This window comes from Rhizobium sp. Rhizsp42, from assembly GCF_047304155.1.
Lineage (GTDB): Bacteria > Pseudomonadota > Alphaproteobacteria > Rhizobiales > Rhizobiaceae > Rhizobium.
Genome location: NZ_JBGLYS010000024.1, coordinates 38,162 through 56,725, shown reverse-complemented (window position 1 = coordinate 56,725; position 18,564 = coordinate 38,162). Strand labels below are relative to the sequence as shown.

Genomic DNA, 18,564 nt, shown 5'->3' with positions numbered 1-18,564 from the left:
CCCGCATTTATTTGACCGAGACCTCGGCGGTCGATTTGGCGGCGGGGCGGCTGTAGTCGTCGACGCGGCCGGCCGGGGGCTTGGCCATTTCGCCATCCTGCACCAGCTTGTCGCGCGGCGACTTCGTGGCGCTGACGGGAATGGCGGCGCCGCCGAGAAGCGCCGTGCCGCCGTCAAGGTTGGGGTCGGAGAGTGCGATCGGGTCGGTATGATCGGCCGGGTTCGACGAGAGGCCGATCGCCGGCGCGCTGCTATTGTCTAGGCGCACGAGATCGGGGCTTGCCTGGGTGCCGAGGATGCGGCGGGCCGGCTTTTCGACGTAGAAGGCGACCTTGCGGCGGCCGGCATCGGTCATGTTGATGCCGTCGGAGGTGCGCAGGCGCACCTGCTGGCCGTTGATGTCGGAGCCGGTGACGATGAAATCACCGCTTTCGCTGACGAAGCCGTCCCAGATATCGACGAACTCACCGCCGATCGATTCCACCTGCTTGCGGTAAACCTGGTTCATCTGCGCCGCATCCGCCATCATCGAGGGCGAATCGAAAGCGGGCAGGCCGACCCAGAGCAGCGGGATCTTCCTAGCCGTCACCGCCTTGCCGAAGGCGAGAACGCGGCGCTGGTATTCGGTGTACCAGCCATCGGTGCGGAACTTCTCCTTGCCGACATCGGTCACCATCTGCTGGCGGTCGTTGGCGCCGAGCATGACGACGACCATAGCGGGCTTGGCCTCGTCCATGAATTTCGTCAGCTGCGTTGGCCAGTCGTAATAATCGTCGCGCACGAGGCCGGAGGCGACGTTGCTGTGGGTCTCTATGAGGATGCCCGGCGAATCCTGGAAGGCCGCATCCATGCCGACGCCGAGGCCGCCGGCCAGGAAGTCGCCGACGACAAGGATCTTCTGGGCATTGTCGAGCTTCTCGACGACCTTCTCTTCCGGGGGGATCACGGGTGCCGCGCGTGGCGTGGAGACGGCGGCCTTGGGCGGCGTTGTCTTCTTGCGTTGTGGCGCGGCGCGCGGCCGCGTGTATTGGCCGGGCGCCTGCGGGGCCTCGTCGATGTAACGACGGCCCAAGAAGAAATCCATGAGCGAGCGGCGCTGATAATAGCGCTGTTCCTGGGCTTCGGCCGAAACGGGCGGCAGGACAGAAGTGGAAAAGACCAGCACCGCCGCGCCCAACGCGCTCCAGCGGAGCATGCCGCGAAGGCCACTCTTGGCTGTTGTCTGATCTACTCGTTTACGCATATCGGCCGCCCTGCATCGACGCTTATTTTCTCATGGAGCGGGACGGGCGTCCACACCCCAAAGCGCGGTGCGCGTGTTTTTGATCGCGACGTGACGGCTATTTGCGAAGCGCGTTCAGGAGCGGCAGCGAGGGTTCGCCATCCGCCTGCATGCCGATGCGGCCCTGGACGGCGGCGATCGCGGCCTTGGAGCCACTGCCGAAATTGCCGTCGACCTCGCCGTCGTAATAGCCGAGCGCCTTCAGGCGGGTCTGCAGCTCGAACTTCTCCTTGACGTCGAGCGTGCCATCCGGGCGCGGCCAGCGTTGCTTCATGCCTCCATAGCCGGCGATCTCATCGGCGAGCAGGCCGACGGCGATGGCGTAGCTGTCCGAGGCATTGTACTTCTTGATGGTGTAGAAGTTGCTGGTCATCAGGAAGCCCGGGCCGTCATTGCCGGCGGGCATCTTCAAAACCGCCTTGCCGGAGCCGTCCTTGAAGCCCATGCCGCTCGGGCGCTTCAGGCCAAGGGCCGACCACTGCGACAGCGTCATGGTCTTGCCGACGTGCTTCAGCGCGCTCGATGGAACCTTGACTTCGTAGCCCCAGGTCTTGCCGAAATCCCAGCCGTTCTTCTTCAGGAGATTGGCGGAGGTGGCGAGCGCGTCTGGAACCGAGTTCCAGATGTCGCGATGGCCGTTGCCATCGGCATCGACGGCATAGAGCAGGTAGCTGGTGGGAATGAACTGGGTATGGCCCATGGCGCCGGCCCAGGAGCCGGTCATGCCATCAGGCGAGATGTCGCCGTTCTGCAGGATCTTCAATGCGGCGATCAGCTGCTTCTGGGCGAACTTGGTGCGTTTGGGGTCGGCATAGGCGAGCGTCGCCAGTGCGCGGGGCACGTAATGCAGCCTGTCGTCCTTCTCGAGAACCGCGCCGTAGTTCGATTCCATTGACCAGATCGCCAAGAGAATCGTCTTGTCGACACCGAAGTTCCGCTCGATCCAATTCAACGTAGAGGCGTGTTTGGCCATCATCTTGCGGCCGATCTGGACGGTATAAGGATTTACGCGAGAATCCACGTAATCCCAGATTTTCGTCGTAAATTCAGGCTGATAAGTAGCCTTTTCCAGCACCGTAGGGTCAGGGTCGCTGACGCCTGAGAAAGCTTTACGATAAGTTGCCTTGCTGATGCCATTTTGAGCGGCAGTTTGATAGAAGTCCGCGATCCACTTCTGGAACCGCTGGTCGGCCATGGCGTTAACAGGCGCCAGACTGGCGGATGCGGTCATGATGAATGCGAATGCAAGACCACGAAGGGAGATTTTGTGATTTTGAGTCATCGGCGGTCATCCGTCCTTTCGTTTCAGGCACAGCAGAGCGCAAAAATTCCGCTCAGGCCTGAGACTACCCGAACGGAGTCAACAAATTCTTTACCATGACGCACGAACACAGTCACTATTTGCAAAACCGTAGCAAATCTCATCTAATCCGATCAAAATCGCGTTATATTTCAAGCGTTAGAATCATCCCAGGAGGCCTGTGTGGCAGAGCATAAAAAAGTTCGCAAAGCTGTATTCCCGGTCGCCGGTCTCGGCACGCGCTTCCTTCCGGCCACGAAGGCCGTTCCGAAGGAAATGCTGACTGTCGTCGACAAGCCGATCATTCAGTATGTGGTGGATGAAGCGCTGGAAGCCGGGATCGAGCATTTCGTTTTCGTGACGGGCCGTAACAAGCACATCATCGAAGACTATTTCGACATCCATTTCGAGCTTGAGCAGACGCTGCGCGAGCGCAGCAAGAACGCCGAAATCACCCTGCTCGCAGGCCAGCTTCCCAAGGCCGGTACCGTGAGCTTTACGCGTCAGCAGGAGCCGCTCGGCCTCGGTCACGCCGTATGGTGCGCCCGCGAGATCATCGGCGACGAGCCTTTCGCGCTGCTGCTTCCCGACATGATCATGAAGAGCGAAGCCAAGGGCTGCATGAAGGGCATGATCGACCTTTATGCCCAGAGCGGCGGCAACATCATCGCCGTCGAAGAGTGCGCGCCCGATCAGGCCCACAAATACGGCATCGTCGGCGTCGGCGACGCGATCGGTGACGGCTTCCGCATCACCGGCATGGTCGAAAAGCCCGCCAAGGGCACCGCGCCGTCGAACTTCTTCATCAACGGCCGCTACATCCTGCAGCCTGAAGTGTTCAAGATCCTGGAAACCCAGGAACGTGGCGCCGGCAACGAGATCCAGCTCACCGACGGCATGCTGAAGCTCCTGAAGGACCAGGCTTTCGCCGGTTACCACTTCAAGGGCACGACCTATGACTGCGGCGCCAAGGATGGCTTCATCCTCGCCAACGTCGCCTTCGCGCTCGAGCGTGCGGATATCCGCCCGACAGTGATCGAAGGCTTCAAGGACCTGCTCAAGGGTCTCTGATATCAGGCGATCGAAGGGGAGGCCGCGTCGCGGTCTTCCCGATCGCTATCAGCGTTTCAGCTTCAGACCGACGCCGGCTCGCCATTGCTGCGAGTCGGCGCCGACTTTTCTGGAGGTGAGTTCGTAGCCGATGGTGCTCGTCAGATCGAGATATCGGTTGATGTTCCAGGTCAGGCCGGCGCTGGTCGTATAGACCGTCTCGTCGCTGATCGTGCTATCCGACGGATAGTCGCGCAAGGTTATCCCACCCAGGAAGGTTCCGACCAGATTGTCGCGCAGCTGATGCGTGACCGTCGTCGTCATGGCGCGCGAGATATAGCCTGCGACACCCGGCGTGGTGGATGGCTGCAGGCTGGTCTGCAGGCCGAAGTCGATATCCGTGCCGCGCAGAGGCGACCAGCGGACGCTGGCATCGAGCACGGTTGCGTCGATATCGGACAGCCTGTTGTCGTCAAAGCTGGCGATCTCGTAGCCGACGCCCACTTCGCCGCGCAGTTTTTCGCCGAGATCCACCTCGACGCCGACCTTGGCGCCGTAGCTGTCGCCGGAGCGCTGGTAACCCGCCACGTCCGTCGTCTGGTCATAGACCGTCTTGCCGACATTGCCTTCAATGAAGGGGATCAAGGCAGGCGAGAGCTCGTAGCCGATGCGGCCGCGCAGCGTGCCCGATGTCTGGTCGCGGTCGCTAAGCGAGACGACGGTACCATCGGACAGCGTGGCGTCCGAATAGATCGTGCGGGTGAAATCGATGCCGGTGCTGCCGCGCAGGATGCCGAAGTCGCGCTCGATCGAGGCGCCTAGGGTGAACTCCTGCACGTCGGATTGCTGGTCGGCGTTCTGGATGGCGTTCGGGTCGTCGGTGTCTTCGCGATAGAAATGGTAGCCGCCGGTGATGTGGGCCGTGGTTTCCTCGGGGAGATCGAGCCTGAGGTCGCCGTTGATCCGGAAGTCCGGCTGCTCCTCGCCTTCGCCGCTGACATTCTTCTGCCAGGCGCCCTCGCTCGTGATCAGCAGCTGATGCAGCGCCCAGTCCGACGTCAGCGTCGTCTTCATGTCGGTTTCGAGGAAGGCGCGCGTCTGCTTGACGTCGCCGTCCTTCTGCGTCTCGGTGTTGATGCTCTGTGTCACGGTCGGGCGCAGCACGAAGGTGCCGACGCGGATACCGGGGGTTTCCTCGGTCGAGAGATTGACGTCGGGCTTCCGCGGCCTGCGCTCGTCGAGCGGGGCCTCGCGGGTGTTCAGCCGCATCATGTCTTCGTCGAGAATGGAGCCGGTGGTTTCGTCGCTCGGCTGGTCGCCTGATGTGGTTTGCCGTGTGGTCGCGGTGGTGGCGTTGGCGCCGTTGGCGGCGCCGTCGTTCGCATTGGCCGGGTCGTCGGTGGATGCTGTGGCGCCGGGGATCGCCGTGCCGTCATCCTGTTGATCGCCCGTTGCATCGGGGGTGGCGATGTAGGCGGACTGGGCAAGGGGGGAGGACGATGCGGCCGTGCGCGCAGATTGGGCGAGCGCCGAAACCGGAGCCATGAGTTCGAGACCTGCCAACACCACGGACACGGCAACGCCCGCCGCGCGGAGCGGCGTCAGACTGCTCGTATGTCTCCAATGGCCCATATGGTCGCGCTCGGCATGCTTCGAAGTGGTTACCCGAACGTAAAGCCTCGTGGTTAACCATTCGTTGCCATTCGATCGCAAGCGGTGCGCAATCCGCCGCTATGGTGGACACCGCGCTGGAAAGCGGCTAACGGATGGCGATGATCAAGCGAGCGGTAAATCTCATCGACAACGGCGTGATCGACTCGGCCAGGCGCACACTCGCCACCGAACGACAGTCGTTGGTGTCCCTCGAGCAGGCCTTTGACGGCGATCTCGCCGGGCCTTTCATGCAGGCCGTCGAAACGATCGGCGGGATTTCGGGGCGAGTGATCGTCACCGGCGTCGGCAAGAGCGGCCATATCGGCGTCAAGATCGCGGCGACGCTCGCTTCGACCGGAACGCCTGCCTTCTTCATGCACGCCGCAGAGGCCAACCACGGCGATCTCGGCATGGTGGGGCTAGGGGATGCGGTGCTGGCGCTGTCGAAGGGCGGCGAGAGCGCGGAACTGCGCAACGTGATCGCCTATACGCGCCGCTTCTCCATTCCGCTGATCTCCATGACCTGTTCGCCGGATTCGTCGCTGGCCAAGGCGTCGGATGTCGTGCTGTTGATGCCGAATGTCGAGGAAGCCTGCCCGCACGGCCTGGCGCCGACCACCTCGACGATGATGCAGCTGGCCATGGGTGATGCGCTGGCGATCGCGCTGCTAGAGGCGCGGGGCTTCACGGCGCGCGACTTCCATGTGTTTCATCCGGGCGGCAAGCTCGGCGCTGCCCTGAGCCATGTCGCCGACGTCATGCACACCGGCGAGCGCGTGCCGCTGGTTGCCAAGGGGACACCGCTGCCGGAGGCGATCTCGACGCTATCGCGCAAGCATTTCGGCTGCGTCGGCATTTTGGACGAGGACGGCCGGCTTTGCGGCATCGTCACAGAGGGCGATATGGCGCGCAACCTTTCGCGGAACCTGTCGGAACTCGTGGTCGACGATATCATGACGCGGGCGCCGAAGACGGTGAAGCCGAATGTGCTGGCGACCGCTGCGCTGGCGCTCTTGAACAAGCACAGCATCGGCGCGCTCATTGTCGTCGATGACGACAACCGGCCGGTCGGGCTCATTCATTTCCACGATCTTCTCAGGATCGGCGTGGCCTGATCAAGCCAGCTTGATCGGGATCAAGGCCAGCTTGATCGGGATCAGGCTTCCTCGACCGTCAGGTCGCGGCCGTTGCTTGCGATGACCTTGACGCGCGCGCCGACGGGCAGATCCGGGCCGCTCACCTTCCATTGGGTGTCATCCAGCTTGATGCGGCCACGGCCCTCGGTGATCGGCTCGGCGAGCGTCGCGGTGCGGCCGACGAGGCTGGCGCCGCGCTGGTTGAGGAAGGGCTCGTCCGTCTCGCCGTGATCGCGCGTCAGCTTGCGGCCGATGAAGGTGGCGGCGACGGCGAAGGCGGCGAACAGGATCGCCTGCAGCTGCCAGACCCAGAAGGCGCTATCCCAGAAAAGCAGCGACAGCGCGCCGACGGCGATTGCCGCCAGCCCGATCCAGACGAGGAAGAAGCCGGGCACCAGCATCTCGGCGGCGAGCAGCACGAGGCCGACGACCCACCAGCTCCATGGCCCCAATTCCGATGTGATGGCAGCCAGCATCTATCAGCGCTCCGGGTTCTGGTTGAACGGGTTGACCTGCGGCGTGGTGCGCGGGGCCTGGACCTGACGGGGGGCAGGGGCTGTCGGCGGAGTGTCGTTGCCGCCGAAGACTTCCTTGGCGATGGCGCCGATGCCGCTCAGCGAGCCAATGATTGACGAGGCCTCGATCGGCATCAGCACGACCTTGGAATTGGTGGCCGAGCCGATCGCGGTCAGCGCCTCGGTGTATTTCTGCGCCACGAAGTAGTTGATCGCCTGCACGTCGCCGGCGGCGATGGCTTCCGACACCATCTTGGTGGCCTTGGCTTCAGCCTCGGCCAGGCGTTCGCGCGCCTCGGCGTTGCGGAAGGCGGATTCGCGCTGGCCTTCGGCCTGCAGGATCGCCGACTGCTTGGCGCCCTCGGCGCGCAGGATCTGCGCGTTTCTCGAGCCTTCGGCCTCCAGCACCTGGGCGCGTTTCTCGCGCTCGGCCTTCATCTGGCGGGCCATGGCATCGACGAGGTCGCGCGGCGGCTGGATATCCTTGATCTCGACGCGGGTGACCTTGATGCCCCAGGGCTGGACGGCATCGTCGACGACGCGCAGCAGGCGGTCGTTGATGGCGTCGCGGTTGGAGAGCAGTTCGTCGAGATCCATCGAGCCCATGACCGAGCGGATGTTGGTCATGGTCAGGTTGAGGATGGCGTTTTCGAGGTTGGAAACCTGGTAGGCCGCCTGGGCGGCGTTGAGGATCTGGTAGAAGGCGACGGCATCGGCCGAGACGGAGGCGTTGTCGCGGGTGATGACTTCCTGGGTGGGAACGTCGAGCACCTGCTCCATGACATTCATGCGGGCGCCGACGCGCTCGATGAAGGGGGTGATGATGTTGAGGCCGGGACCCAGCGTGCGGGTGTAGCGGCCGAAGCGCTCGACCGTGTACTGATAACCCTGCGGGACCGTCTTGATGCCGGCGAAGAGCACCAGGATGACGAAGACCACCAGCGCGATGACCACGATGTCGAAGCCGCCCAAAACCATGAAATACCTCCCAAACCCGAATCGAATAGCCGCACCTTAGCCGAGACGATTTCAAAAGCCACGCTCTCAGGTAGTCGTGCCGCGTTACCCACCAAATGGACCCATCAAATATGGGGGTTCGATTGGTTCTTCACAATGCGGTCCCTTTGGCCTAGAACGCCCGCATCCGGTCGCAGCCCACCCGGTCAAAACAAGGGATCAAACATCATGAAGACTATCGTCATCTGCTCCGGCGGATTGGACTCCGTTTCGCTTGCGCATAGGATTGCTGGGGAACAGCAACTTATCGGCCTACTCTCCTTCGATTACGGCCAGCGTCACCGCAAGGAACTTGACTATGCCGCCGCCTGCGCAAAGCGGCTCGGCGTGCCGCATCAGATCATCGACATCAGGCCGATCGGCAGTCATCTCACCGGCTCGGCGCTGACCGACAATATCGACGTGCCCGATGGACACTATGCCGAGGAAACCATGAAGGCGACGGTGGTTCCGAACCGCAACGCCATCATGCTCGCCATCGCCTTCGGGCTTGCCGCCGCGCAGAAGGCGGATGCCGTGGCCGTTGCCGTGCATGGCGGCGACCACTTCATCTATCCGGATTGCCGCCCCGGCTTCATCGACGCGTTTCAAACCATGCAGGATGCGGCGCTGGACGGCTATGCCAGCGTCAAGCTGCAGGCGCCCTACGTCAACGCCACCAAGGCCGATATCGTCACCGATGGCGAAAAGCACGGGACGCCATTTGCCGAGACGTGGTCGTGCTACAAGGGCGGCGCGCGCCATTGCGGGCGCTGCGGCACCTGCGTCGAGCGGCGCGAGGCGTTTCATCTGGCCGGCGTCGCGGATCCGACGGAGTACGAGGACGCGGATTTCTGGAAGTCGGCGACATCGGGCTTCTCGGCCACGGAGGTGTAACCCCGTGTTCCGCATCACCAAGGAATTCCACTTCTCCGCCTCGCATCAGCTATCGCACCTGCCCGCCGATCACCAGTGCGCGCGGCTGCACGGGCACAACTATATCGTCGTCGTTGAGCTTGCCGCGTCAGAGCTCAACGCGGACGGCTTTGTACGCGACTATCACGAGCTTGCCCCGCTGAAGCGCTATATCGACGAGCGCTTCGACCACCGGCATCTGAACGAGGTCTTGGGCCACGACCGGGTGACGTCGGAATATCTCGCCAAGCACTTCTATGACTGGTGCAAGGCGATCCTGCCGGAGACGTCGGCCGTTCGGGTCAGCGAGACGCCGAAGACATGGGCGGAGTACCGGCCATGAGCGCCGATCACAAGATCCGCGTCAGCGAGATCTTCGGGCCGACCATCCAGGGCGAGGGCGTGCTGATCGGCCTGCCCACGGTGTTCGTGCGCACGGGCGGCTGCGACTACCGCTGTTCGTGGTGCGATACGCTGCATGCCGTCGACAGCGAATATCGCGATCAGTGGACGCCGATGTCGGTGGACGAGATTTGGGCGGAGGTCGTTTCGCTCTCGGGCGGGCAGCCGCTCACCGTCTCGCTCTCCGGCGGCAATCCCGCGATCCAGCCGTTGGGACCGTTGATTGCGCGGGGACATGGCGAAGGCTACCGGTTCGCACTGGAGACGCAGGGCAGTGTCGCTAGAGATTGGTTCGCCGATCTCGACACGCTGGTCTTGAGCCCGAAGCCGCCGTCGAGCGGGATGGAGACGGATTGGGGACAGTTCGAGGACTGTCTGGCGCGGGCCGCCGGCGGGCCTGAGGTTGCGCTGAAGATCGTGGTGTTCGACGAGCGGGATTTTCGTTATGCGCGGGAGGTTGCGGGACGGTATCCGGAGCTGCCGGTCTATCTGCAGCCCGGGAACCACACGCCGCCGCCGGCCGATGACGATGATGCCAGGATCGATATCGATGGGATCATGGAGCGGATGTTGTGGCTGGTGGGGAAGGTGACCGAGGATCGGTGGTTCGAAGCGCGAGTGCTGCCGCAGTTGCATGTGTTGTTGTGGGGGAATCGGCGAGGGGTGTGAGTGGGGCTTTGTGGGGTACGGGTTCTGTTTTGCCGTGTGTTACCCCCCTCTGTCCTGCCGGACATCTCCCCCACAAGGGGGGAGATTGGCTGGGGGTAGCCGCTCGCTCCACCTTAATTGTTTGGCGTAAACCTCACCGCGAGTCGATCTCCCCCCTTGTGGGGGAGATGCCCGGCAGGGCAGAGGGGGGTAATGCTGGTCGCAGCGGCTAACGACGCCTCACAGCAACGCGCCTCAAACCCATCCCAACAATTCCCGGCGTACCACCTTCTCCAACACGCGCATCCCATCATCGCTGTCGTTCAGGCACGGGATATGCGCAAACTTCTCGCCACCATTCTCGTGGAAGGAATGAGCCGCCTGCTCGGCGATCTCTTCGAGCGTCTCCAGACAGTCGGAGACGAAGCCGGGGTTCAGCACGGCGATCTTTTTCACGCCGTCCTTGGCGAGTTGCTCCACCGTCTTGTCGGTATAGGGCTGCAGCCATTCTTCCGGGCCGAAGCGGGACTGGAAGGTGACCATGAACTGGTCCTTGGAGAGGCCGAGCTTCTCGCGCAGCAGGCGGCCGGTCTTCTGGCATTGGCAGTAATAGGGGTCGCCCTTCTTGAAGTAGGACATGGGGATGCCGTGGAAGGAGGCGATGATCTTTTCCGGTTGCCAGTCGAGCGTCGACAGATGCTTGGTGATCGAGTTGGCGAGCGCCTCGATATAGGCGTCGTCGTCGTGGTAATCGGGCACGGTGCGCAGCGCCGGCTGCCAGCGCATCTTCAAAAGGTGCTGGAAGGCCTTGTCGTTGACGGTCGCGGTGGTGGCGGCTGCATATTGCGGATAGAGCGGGAAGAGTACGATCTTGTCGCAGCCGTCATCCTTCAGCGCCTGGATGCGCGAGGCGATCGAGGGGGTGCCGTAGCGCATGGCCCAGTCGACCTTGACGTTTGGCAAATCCTTCAGCCGCTCGGCCATCAGATCGGACTGGCTGCGCGTGTAGGTGCGCAGGTAGCTCTCGTCCTTTTCCTTGTTCCAGATCAGCTCGTAAGCCTTGCCGACCTTGCCGGGGCGGGTGTTCAGCACGATGCCGAAGAGGATCGGATACCACTTCCAGGGCGACCATTCGATGACGCGCTTGTCGGTCAGGAATTCCTTGAGGTAACGGCGCATCGAGGTGTAGTCGGTGCCGTCAGGCGTGCCGAGATTGACGAGCAGGACGCCCACCTTGCCATAGTTCACCTGCGGGTGGTTCGCCGGATGGTGCGTGGTGTCAACGGTCGTCATTCAAACCTCAGTTCTGCTGCTCAGCCGCTCATACGCGGACGAGATCGAATGGTTCACCCTATAGGAACAAAAGCCGGCCCGGGAAACCCCGGACCGGCTCACATCATTGGGACAAATCGTCATACTTTATTCCGTCCAGCCGCAAGGCTTACTTGGACGGGATCTGCAGCTCCTTGCCGATGGTCAGGTGGCGCGGGGTCGGCTTGCCGTTGGCCTCGGAGATCTTCTTCCAGAGCGTACCGTCGCCATAGAACTGCTTGGCGAGATCCCACAGCGTGTCGCCCGATGCGATGACGTGGGTGGTCGGCGTGTTCGGGGCTAGCGCCGCAGGGGCTTCCGTCGCCGGTGCCGTTGCCGCCGGAGCGGCGGGAGCAGGCGTTGCCTCAGGCGTGGCCGGTGCCGGCGTTGCTGCCGGTGCAGATGGGGCGGCCGGTATGGTCGTCTCGGATGCCGTCGGTCCCGGTGCCGCGGCCGAAGAGGCGACCTCAGTCACGCGTCCATCCGTGTAGGGCTTGTAGGGCGAGTGGGCGGCGAGGAAATCGGCGGTGACGTCGGCGAGGTCGGGGCCGAAGTCATAGGCATTCTTGCCCGCTGTCGCGAAGATCGAATAGCCGTCGCCGCCAGCGCGCATGTAGTTGTTGGTGACCACGCCGTAGGTCTTGGCATCATCCAGCGCCACGAAGGCGTCGCCGTCCTTGACCTCGACGGAGACGACGCGGCTGCCTGGCGGCTTCGACTTGTCGAAGCTGTACTTCATGCCCGCCACCTGCGGGAAGCGGCCGGCGCCTTCCTCGATCTTGCCGAGGCCGTTTTCCAGCGCTGCGCGGATATCGGCGCCCGAGAGCTGGAAGGTGGCGAGCGTGTTCTGGAAGGGGAGCACGGTGATGACTTCGCCCTGGGTGACGTCGCCGCCGTCGATCGACGAGCGCAGGCCGCCGCCGTTCTGGATGGCGATCTGCATGCCCTGGCTTTTGCCGCGATCGAGCATGGCGTCGGCGACGAGGTTGCCCATCGAGCACTCCTCGACGCGGCAGACCTTGCGGTCGCCTTCGATCGGGCCCTCGGAGGAGCCGATGACCTTCTTGCGCAGGTCCTCGATCGGCTTGGCGAGCTCGGTGATGCGGGCGGCTATTTCGGGATCGGGCGTAAACGAGCTGTCGATCAGGATCGGGTCGCCCTTGGCTTCCTTGACGACGCCGTTGTCGTCGAAGGTGATCACGACATCGCCGAGATACTTGCTGTAGGAGGCGGCCGTGACGACCGGAACCTTATAGCCACCGGGATTGTCGACCATGGTCGGATAGGGGCCTTCGGCCTTCGGATCGGTGTTCGACAGAAGCGTGTGCGAGTGGCCACCGACGACGACATCGACATCGGGGATCTTGGCGATGTCGGAGAGATCCCTGGTATAGCCGACATGCGTCAGCGCGATGATCTTGTTGATGCCCTCGGCCTTCAGCTTGGCGGCTTCCTTGGTGATCGCCGCGACATCGTCGGTGAACTTGACGTTCGGGCCGGGGGAGGCGAGCTCCGGGGTTTCGGTGGTGACGACGCCGATGATGCCGATCTTCTGGCCGCCGATCTCAAGCACGACCGAGGGTTCCGGCTTCTTCTTGATCGTCGAGGCGTCGGAGATTTCGACATTGGCGGCGGTGACGGGGAAGGCGACCTTGTCCATGAACGGCGCCAGCGCCTTTTCGCCATCATCGAATTCATGGTTGCCGAGCGTCATGGCGTCGAACTTGATGGCGTTGACCATCTCCAGTTCGGCGGTGCCCTTGTATGTCGAGTAGAACAGCGAGCCCTGGAAATTGTCGCCGGCGTTCAGCGTCAGCACGTTCTGGCCGGCCAATGCGGCGCGGCGCTGGTCGATCGCGGTCTTCAAGCGGGCGGCGCCGCCGAAGCATTCCTTCTTGCTCTCCTCTTCGGCCGAGCAGGTGGAATCGAACTTGTTGATCGCCTCGATGCGGGAGTGAAAATCGTTGATGTGCAAAATATTGAGCTGGTAATCGGCAAAGGCGGCGCTGCTCGACAGCGCCAATACGGACGCGGTCAGCAGACCGAATTGAAACGATTTCGTCATCCTGTTCTCCTGGTTTTATCGGCGACGCTCGAACCTGATCCGGTTTGCCGGATGCCAGTCCCCCAAGCCCCGCCGTCCCTACACGGTCGATGTTTCCATCAACCCTTAGTGGCCGCAAGAGAAAAACCTGTGACAGCGCGGGTGCATTCCAAGAGCGGTAAACAAAAAAAGCTCCCGCGAGGGGAGCTTTTCCGATCGACCATACAAGGCAATTTACATGTGGCGGTTGAGGCTGAACTGCGAGCCGCTGTCGGAGGTGCAGTTGAGCTGGCTCTGGGTGACCAGCGCGCAGTTGACCTTGGACTGCGTCTTGCGCACCAGCGAGGTCATGTTGATCTCGACCAGCGTCGGCGACGTGTTGATGTAGGTGCCGGATGCCAGCATCTGGTTGGTGTCGGTCGTGCGCGTCGTGAACGTGCCGGCCTGGAAGGTGGAGATGATGCCGTTCGGATCCGACCAGGAGCCTTCCACGCCTGTCTGCGCCGGGGCGGCGGCAACGGGCATCGGACGCGGGGACTGCGGAACGCAGGCCGAAAGGGCCGCCGAAGCACTCGCGATCACGAGGAGGGTTTTGAGTCTCATAAGATTCTCCCGGAAGTTCAGACCGAAAAACATAACGCTTGGTTAACGAACACATGGCGCGAGCGTTCCGGGAAGGCAAGGCTTCTTGCGCGCGTCAGGGCATTTATACAGCAGGCGTTACAAAAATGCCCGCCTTGCGGCGGGCATCTGGTGATCTCGGTCTCGTTTCTATCAGCGAACGAGGATGTTCTTGAACTGCCAAGGATCCTTGGTGTCGATGTCCTCGGGGAAGAGGCCCGGGCGGCCATCGAGCGGGGTCCAGTCGGTATAGTGACCTTCGACCGGGCCGAGGTAGGGCAGCTGTACTTCGAGGCAGCGCTTGTAGTCGATCTCGTCGGCTTCGACGATGCCGGCCTTCGGGTTTTCAAGCGCGTAGACCATGCCGGCCAGAACCGCCGAGGTGACCTGCAGGCCGGTGGCGTTCTGGTAAGGCGCGATGCGGCGGGTCTCTTCGAGCGACAGGCGCGAGCCGAACCAGTAGGCGTTCTTCTCGTGGCCGTAGAGCAGCACGCCGAGTTCGTCGACGCCATCAACGAGTTCATGCTCGTCGAGAACGTGGTGAACCGGCTGCGCGGTGCCGCCGTTGCCGAACATCTCATGCAGCGACAGAACGGCGTCGTTGGCAGGATGATAGGCGTAGTGGCAGGTCGGGCGGAAGGTCACTTCGCCGTCCTTGTCGCGCACCGTGAAGTAATCGGCGATCGAGATGGACTCGTTGTGGGTGACGAGGAAGCCATACTGCGGGCCAGGCGTCGGGCACCAGGTGCGAACGCGGGTATTGGCGCCCGGCTGCTCGAGGTAGATGGCGGCCTGGCAGCCCTTCTTGTGCTTCTTGGCGTTCTTCGGCATCCAGTTTTCGTGGGTGCCCCAGCCGAGTTCAGCCGGCTGCAGACCTTCGGAAATGAAGCCTTCGACGGACCAGGTGTTCCAGAAGACGTTGAGCGGCTTCGGGTTCTTGGTGAGCTGCGTGTCGCGCTCTGCGATGTGGACGCCCTTGACGCCGAGCTTCTTCATCAGCTTGGCCCAGCCTTCGCGGTCATGCTGATCCGGCTCGTCGAACTTCAGGCCGGTGTCGTTGGCAAGGTTGACCAGCGCCTGCTTGACGAACCAGGAAACCATGCCCGGGTTTGCGCCGCAGGTGGAAACGGCGGTAGCGCCGCCCGGGTTCTTAGCCTTTTCCTTGCGAACGGTTTCGCGCAGCGCATAGTTGGTGCGGTCGGCGTTCTTCATGGACTTGTCGAAGTAGAAGCCGAGCCACGGCTCGACGACGGTGTCGATGTAGAGAACGTCGAGCTTGCGGCAGAGCTTCATCAGGTCGAGCGAGCCGGTATCAACCGAGAGGTTGACGCAGAAGCCCTGGCCTTCGCCTTCGGTCAGAAGCGGCTTCAGCAGCTCCTTGTAGTTGTCCTTCGTCACATATTCCTTGATGTGACGGACGCCGTGCTGCTTGAGGATCTCCATGTCGGAGGGCTCTTCACGCGGGTCGATGACGACCATCCGGCTCTTGTCGAACTTGAAGTGGCGCTCGATCAGGGGCAGCGTGCCGCGGCCAATGGAGCCAAAGCCGATCATGACGATCGGGCCGGTAATTTCGGCATATACCGGGTGGTTCTGTTCCGTCATTCTTTTCTCCTGTGGAAGGCGACGAAGGCGAGAAGCCTCTAAGAATTCATTTGAAATCGTTCAAATACCGCTAGGTGACCGGCTCTAATCACAAAATCACGTCACAATAAAGAGCGTTCCGGCCGGGAATGTAAATATCAGGTGAAGCGATCATTGCTTGCAAACGCGTGCAATTTCGCCGCCAACTCGCTCTTCTGCAGGCTCAGTCCCTTGTAGGCCGCCTGGTGCTCGTCGAGGCTTTCGAGCTGCGCGGCGAAGCTGGCCGCCAAGCTTTGCGCCTGTGGGTGATGGGCAATAGCGGAGATCGGATCGACGTAGACGCGGATCGTGAAGAGGATATCGCCAGACCGAGGGAGCTTGCGCAGCGTCTGGCGCTCGACGCGGGCGAAGCGATCGGCGAGCGTGAACGGCTCGGCCTGCGGCGGGCGGCGGTGCTTGGAGAGCGGCAGGAAGAGGGCGCTCGAGGTGTTGACCGACCAGTTCAGTCGCTCGACCGGTTGGGCGACCTGCAGATTGTCGAAGATGCGGTGGATGAGGGTGGCGTTGCGCGTGCCCTCGCCAAAGCCCGGCACATCCGCATGGATCGCATGCATCGGCCGGCCGAATTTTTCCCGCAGCGACCACGAGGAGGGGAAGGCGACAAAACCGGCCACGAGATGCCAGCCATCCTCTTTGCGGCGCATGATGACGAGATCGTCCTGGATCATCAGGCCGGCGCGGAGCAGCGGCGGGAGATCGGCGCTGGTGTCTGCGGCTTCAGGACAGAGGTTGGGATGGCGGTCGCGCAGATGTTGCCGCAGCAGGCCGAGCGCTTCCTGCTGTGCGTCCGATGTCTCGGCCTCGGCGACGAAGACGTCGTCGCGACTGCTTTCGACCAGAGCACGCTTTTCGCCGACATAGCGCGCCCAGTCGGCATCGGGCTCGATCCAGCGGTCGGTATCGAGCGGCATCAGGCCGATGGTGAAAGGCTTGGCCGAGCCGTCATAGGGCGTGTAGGTCGGTGGCGTCATGGATGAACCTTAACGCTCCGGCGTGCCCTGATGGAAGACCATGCGCCACGTGCCGTTGGCGTCGCGGCGCCAGATGGAGCTGCGGAGCGACCGGACGGGTGGCTCGCCCTGGACAATGCGCTCCGAGCGATAGGTGGCGAGAACCACGTCGGGTGCCAATGTTTGGATTTCGAAATCGGTCAGCTGGCGCGTCGTGCCATCGCTAGGCTCTTCCAAAAGAGCGGCGATGATCTCCCCGTAAAGATAGAGTCGACCGGAACTGCCGATCTCGCGAAAATCCGGCGAGAGCAGGGTCTCGAGCAGGCTGCGCGTGTTGCGGACCGTCTGGTCGAACAACCTCTCCTCGAGCAAACGGATATGGTCGTGCAGTTCGCTGTTCATCGCCTTACCTTTTCCAAAATCTCCGGCGCGACTATCGCCTTCGTGAACCAAGGCGTCGCATTCCGGAACAACCGAATAGTGCAATTGCGCCGAAACCATCCATCTTCTTTTCAGATTTCTGCGTCAAACTGCGAATCATCTTATATCCACGCCCCGGAACCATCGGATGAACCAGATATCGGAGCGGCTTGCGGAATTGCAGCAGGACAGTTCCGTCCTGATCGCGCTTTATGATCAGGACGATCGTCTGCGCTATGCAAACCCGGCCTTTCGCACGACCTTTGCCTTGGACCCCGAGGAATGCCCGCTATGGGCCGACCTGATGCGGCGCAATACGCGCAGCGGCAAGGGCACGATCATTCGGACATCCGATTTCGAGACCTGGCTGGTCTCGGCGCAATCGCGGCGCGGCAAGCTGCCGTTTCGCGCCTTCGAGACGGATGTGGTCGACGGGCGCTGGCTGTGGATGACGGAGACGGTTCAGAAGGACGGCTGGATGCTCTGCATCGCCAGCGACATCACCCATCTGAAGGCCAGCGAGCGGGATGTCAGGCAGGATCGCGACTTCGCGCTGAAGGCCTCGCAGACCGATGAGCTTACCAGCGTCTCCAACCGCCGTTTCATGATGGCGGCGCTCGACAGTCTTGCCAACGGGCATGCCGCGCCGAGACCGGTGGGTGGCTGCATCTGCATCATCGACCTCGATTTCTTCAAGCGCATCAACGATCTCTACGGGCATCAGACCGGCGACGACGTGCTGGTCGATTTCGCGCGCCGGGTGCATCCCCTCGTGCGCCGGCGCGACAGTTTCGGGCGGATCGGCGGCGAGGAGTTCATGCTCATCCTGCCGGATACGACCCTGGCGCAGGGTGAGCTGATCATCGAGCGGATATTGACCACGGTGCGCGGCGCCCGGCCGATCCAGAATGCGCCGAGTTTCTCCTACACCTGCTCGGCCGGGCTTGCGGAGCTGCATCCCGGCGATACCGCGCGCGAACTCTACGCGCGGGCCGACGAGGCGCTCTATCACGCCAAGCAGGGCGGGCGGGATCGGTTGCGGATCGTTGCTTAAAGCACGACCTTTGCCGGTATCAGCCCGCGCAGGGAGTTGCCGACATAGAGTTTTCCTGTTTTCAGATCATCGCGCGTGATGCGGCCGACGCGGGCTTTGCGTTGGCAGATCAGCTCTGTGCGCAGCACGCCCGCGAGCAGGCCGCAGGAGATCGGCGGCGTGCGCAGCAGGCCCGAGCCGTCGTCGAGGAAGATCGAGGCGATCGTGCCCTCGCAGGCCTCGTCGCGCTCGTTCAGCATCAGCACTTCGTCGGCTTCATGAGGGGCGTATTCGGCGCGCGCGGCCTCGTAGACCGCGCGGCGCGTGGTCTTGATGCGGAGTAGCTTGTCGGAAGAATCGAGCCGCTGGTCGGCAATGCGGATGGTCCAGGTAGTGTCGGGCGCAAGCGGCGTGAAGGGTGCCGAGGTGACGTCGATAGTCGCGCTCTCGTCGAAGGTCAGCCGGACGCGCTGGGGAGATTTGGCGCCGGCGACGGCTTGCTGCAATTTTTCGAGCGCGCCGACCGGCTGCGGAAAGCCGATGCGGCGGGCGGAGCGGGTCAGGCGGGCGAGATGCAGGCGTAGGCGGATGAAGCCCGTGTCCGGCTCGTAGCGCAGGGTTTCGATCAGCGAGAAATCGGCCAC

At 62.7% G+C, this 18,564-nt stretch carries 18 protein-coding genes; 6 read left to right on the top strand and 12 right to left on the bottom strand.

Annotated features, from left to right (window positions below; translation table 11 throughout):
• Window positions 1-7 precede the first annotated feature (7 nt).
• Together ACCD05_RS21075 and ACCD05_RS21070 are read right to left on the bottom strand one after the other, a co-directional pair.
• Complete coding sequence (locus ACCD05_RS21075) at window positions 8-1,243, bottom strand: SGNH family hydrolase (RefSeq protein WP_413395078.1); 1,236 nt, start codon at window positions 1,241-1,243, stop codon at window positions 8-10.
• 97 nt (window positions 1,244-1,340) lie between these two features.
• Window positions 1,341-2,564, bottom strand: coding sequence for a lytic murein transglycosylase (locus tag ACCD05_RS21070; protein WP_413395076.1), 1,224 nt, complete (start codon window positions 2,562-2,564; stop codon window positions 1,341-1,343).
• Between the two features lie 201 nt (window positions 2,565-2,765).
• Between ACCD05_RS21070 and galU the strand changes: the two genes are divergently transcribed.
• The gene (gene galU, locus ACCD05_RS21065) at window positions 2,766-3,653 is read left to right on the top strand and encodes a UTP--glucose-1-phosphate uridylyltransferase GalU (RefSeq protein ID WP_018899750.1); all 888 of its coding nucleotides are present in this window, start codon (window positions 2,766-2,768) and stop codon (window positions 3,651-3,653) included.
• A gap of 48 nt (window positions 3,654-3,701) precedes the next feature.
• Here galU and ACCD05_RS21060 read toward each other — a convergent pair whose 3' ends face one another.
• The gene (locus ACCD05_RS21060; protein WP_413395074.1) at window positions 3,702-5,264 is read right to left on the bottom strand and encodes an outer membrane beta-barrel protein; all 1,563 of its coding nucleotides are present in this window, start codon (window positions 5,262-5,264) and stop codon (window positions 3,702-3,704) included.
• Window positions 5,265-5,404: 140 nt separating this feature from the next.
• On the opposite strand from ACCD05_RS21060, the gene ACCD05_RS21055 reads away from it, so the two are divergent.
• The gene (locus tag ACCD05_RS21055) at window positions 5,405-6,400 is read left to right on the top strand and encodes a KpsF/GutQ family sugar-phosphate isomerase (RefSeq protein ID WP_047509868.1); all 996 of its coding nucleotides are present in this window, start codon (window positions 5,405-5,407) and stop codon (window positions 6,398-6,400) included.
• Window positions 6,401-6,441: 41 nt separating this feature from the next.
• On the opposite strand, the gene ACCD05_RS21050 is transcribed toward ACCD05_RS21055, so the two are convergent.
• Both ACCD05_RS21050 and ACCD05_RS21045 read right to left on the bottom strand, forming a co-directional pair.
• Complete coding sequence (locus ACCD05_RS21050) at window positions 6,442-6,897, bottom strand: NfeD family protein (protein ID WP_413395072.1); 456 nt, start codon at window positions 6,895-6,897, stop codon at window positions 6,442-6,444.
• A 3-nt stretch (window positions 6,898-6,900) separates the two neighbouring features.
• Complete coding sequence (locus ACCD05_RS21045; protein WP_413395070.1) at window positions 6,901-7,914, bottom strand: SPFH domain-containing protein; 1,014 nt, start codon at window positions 7,912-7,914, stop codon at window positions 6,901-6,903.
• A gap of 207 nt (window positions 7,915-8,121) precedes the next feature.
• Here ACCD05_RS21045 and queC point away from each other — a divergent pair, with 207 nt between their 5' ends.
• Genes queC through queE form a run of 3 tightly spaced genes read left to right on the top strand, consistent with a single transcriptional unit; the run spans window position 8,122 to window position 9,918 of the window.
• The gene (queC, locus tag ACCD05_RS21040) at window positions 8,122-8,829 is read left to right on the top strand and encodes a 7-cyano-7-deazaguanine synthase QueC (RefSeq protein ID WP_413395068.1); all 708 of its coding nucleotides are present in this window, start codon (window positions 8,122-8,124) and stop codon (window positions 8,827-8,829) included.
• 4 nt (window positions 8,830-8,833) lie between these two features.
• Window positions 8,834-9,190: a 6-carboxytetrahydropterin synthase QueD gene (queD, locus tag ACCD05_RS21035; RefSeq protein WP_047509493.1), complete on the top strand. Its 357-nt coding sequence runs from the start codon at window positions 8,834-8,836 to the stop codon at window positions 9,188-9,190.
• Window positions 9,187-9,918 carry a 7-carboxy-7-deazaguanine synthase QueE gene (queE, locus tag ACCD05_RS21030; protein WP_413395065.1) on the top strand — a complete coding sequence of 244 codons (732 nt, stop codon included), beginning with the start codon at window positions 9,187-9,189 and terminating at the stop codon, window positions 9,916-9,918. The genes queD and queE overlap by 4 nt, the downstream gene beginning before the upstream one ends.
• 234 nt (window positions 9,919-10,152) lie before the next feature.
• Here the strand turns inward: queE and hemH are convergent, their stop codons facing one another.
• The 6 genes from hemH to ACCD05_RS21000 form a co-directional block, all read right to left on the bottom strand.
• Window positions 10,153-11,190 (bottom strand): ferrochelatase, encoded by a 1,038-nt coding sequence (gene hemH / locus ACCD05_RS21025; protein WP_413395063.1) that lies wholly within the window; start codon window positions 11,188-11,190, stop codon window positions 10,153-10,155.
• A 148-nt stretch (window positions 11,191-11,338) separates the two neighbouring features.
• Window positions 11,339-13,273, bottom strand: coding sequence for a 5'-nucleotidase C-terminal domain-containing protein (locus tag ACCD05_RS21020; RefSeq protein WP_413395061.1), 1,935 nt, complete (start codon window positions 13,271-13,273; stop codon window positions 11,339-11,341).
• Between the two features lie 213 nt (window positions 13,274-13,486).
• Window positions 13,487-13,855 (bottom strand): outer membrane lipoprotein Omp10, encoded by a 369-nt coding sequence (gene omp10 / locus ACCD05_RS21015; protein ID WP_026283239.1) that lies wholly within the window; start codon window positions 13,853-13,855, stop codon window positions 13,487-13,489.
• Between the two features lie 171 nt (window positions 13,856-14,026).
• Window positions 14,027-15,478 carry a homospermidine synthase gene (locus ACCD05_RS21010; protein WP_047509483.1) on the bottom strand — a complete coding sequence of 484 codons (1,452 nt, stop codon included), beginning with the start codon at window positions 15,476-15,478 and terminating at the stop codon, window positions 14,027-14,029.
• 137 nt (window positions 15,479-15,615) lie between these two features.
• Window positions 15,616-16,488, bottom strand: a complete 873-nt coding sequence (locus tag ACCD05_RS21005) for a heme-dependent oxidative N-demethylase family protein (RefSeq protein ID WP_413395059.1) — start codon at window positions 16,486-16,488, stop codon at window positions 15,616-15,618.
• Between the two features lie 9 nt (window positions 16,489-16,497).
• A complete protein-coding gene (locus ACCD05_RS21000; protein ID WP_413395057.1) occupies window positions 16,498-16,869 on the bottom strand; it encodes a DUF4440 domain-containing protein in 372 nt (123 codons plus the stop codon).
• A gap of 166 nt (window positions 16,870-17,035) precedes the next feature.
• Between ACCD05_RS21000 and ACCD05_RS20995 the strand changes: the two genes are divergently transcribed.
• Entirely contained in the window at window positions 17,036-17,941 is a 906-nt protein-coding gene (locus tag ACCD05_RS20995) for a diguanylate cyclase (RefSeq protein ID WP_413395055.1), read from the top strand.
• Here ACCD05_RS20995 and ACCD05_RS20990 read toward each other — a convergent pair.
• Window positions 17,938-18,564 (bottom strand): aminotransferase class IV family protein, encoded by a 627-nt coding sequence (locus ACCD05_RS20990; RefSeq protein WP_413395053.1) that lies wholly within the window; start codon window positions 18,562-18,564, stop codon window positions 17,938-17,940. The two genes, ACCD05_RS20995 and ACCD05_RS20990, sit on opposite strands and share 4 nt — an antisense overlap.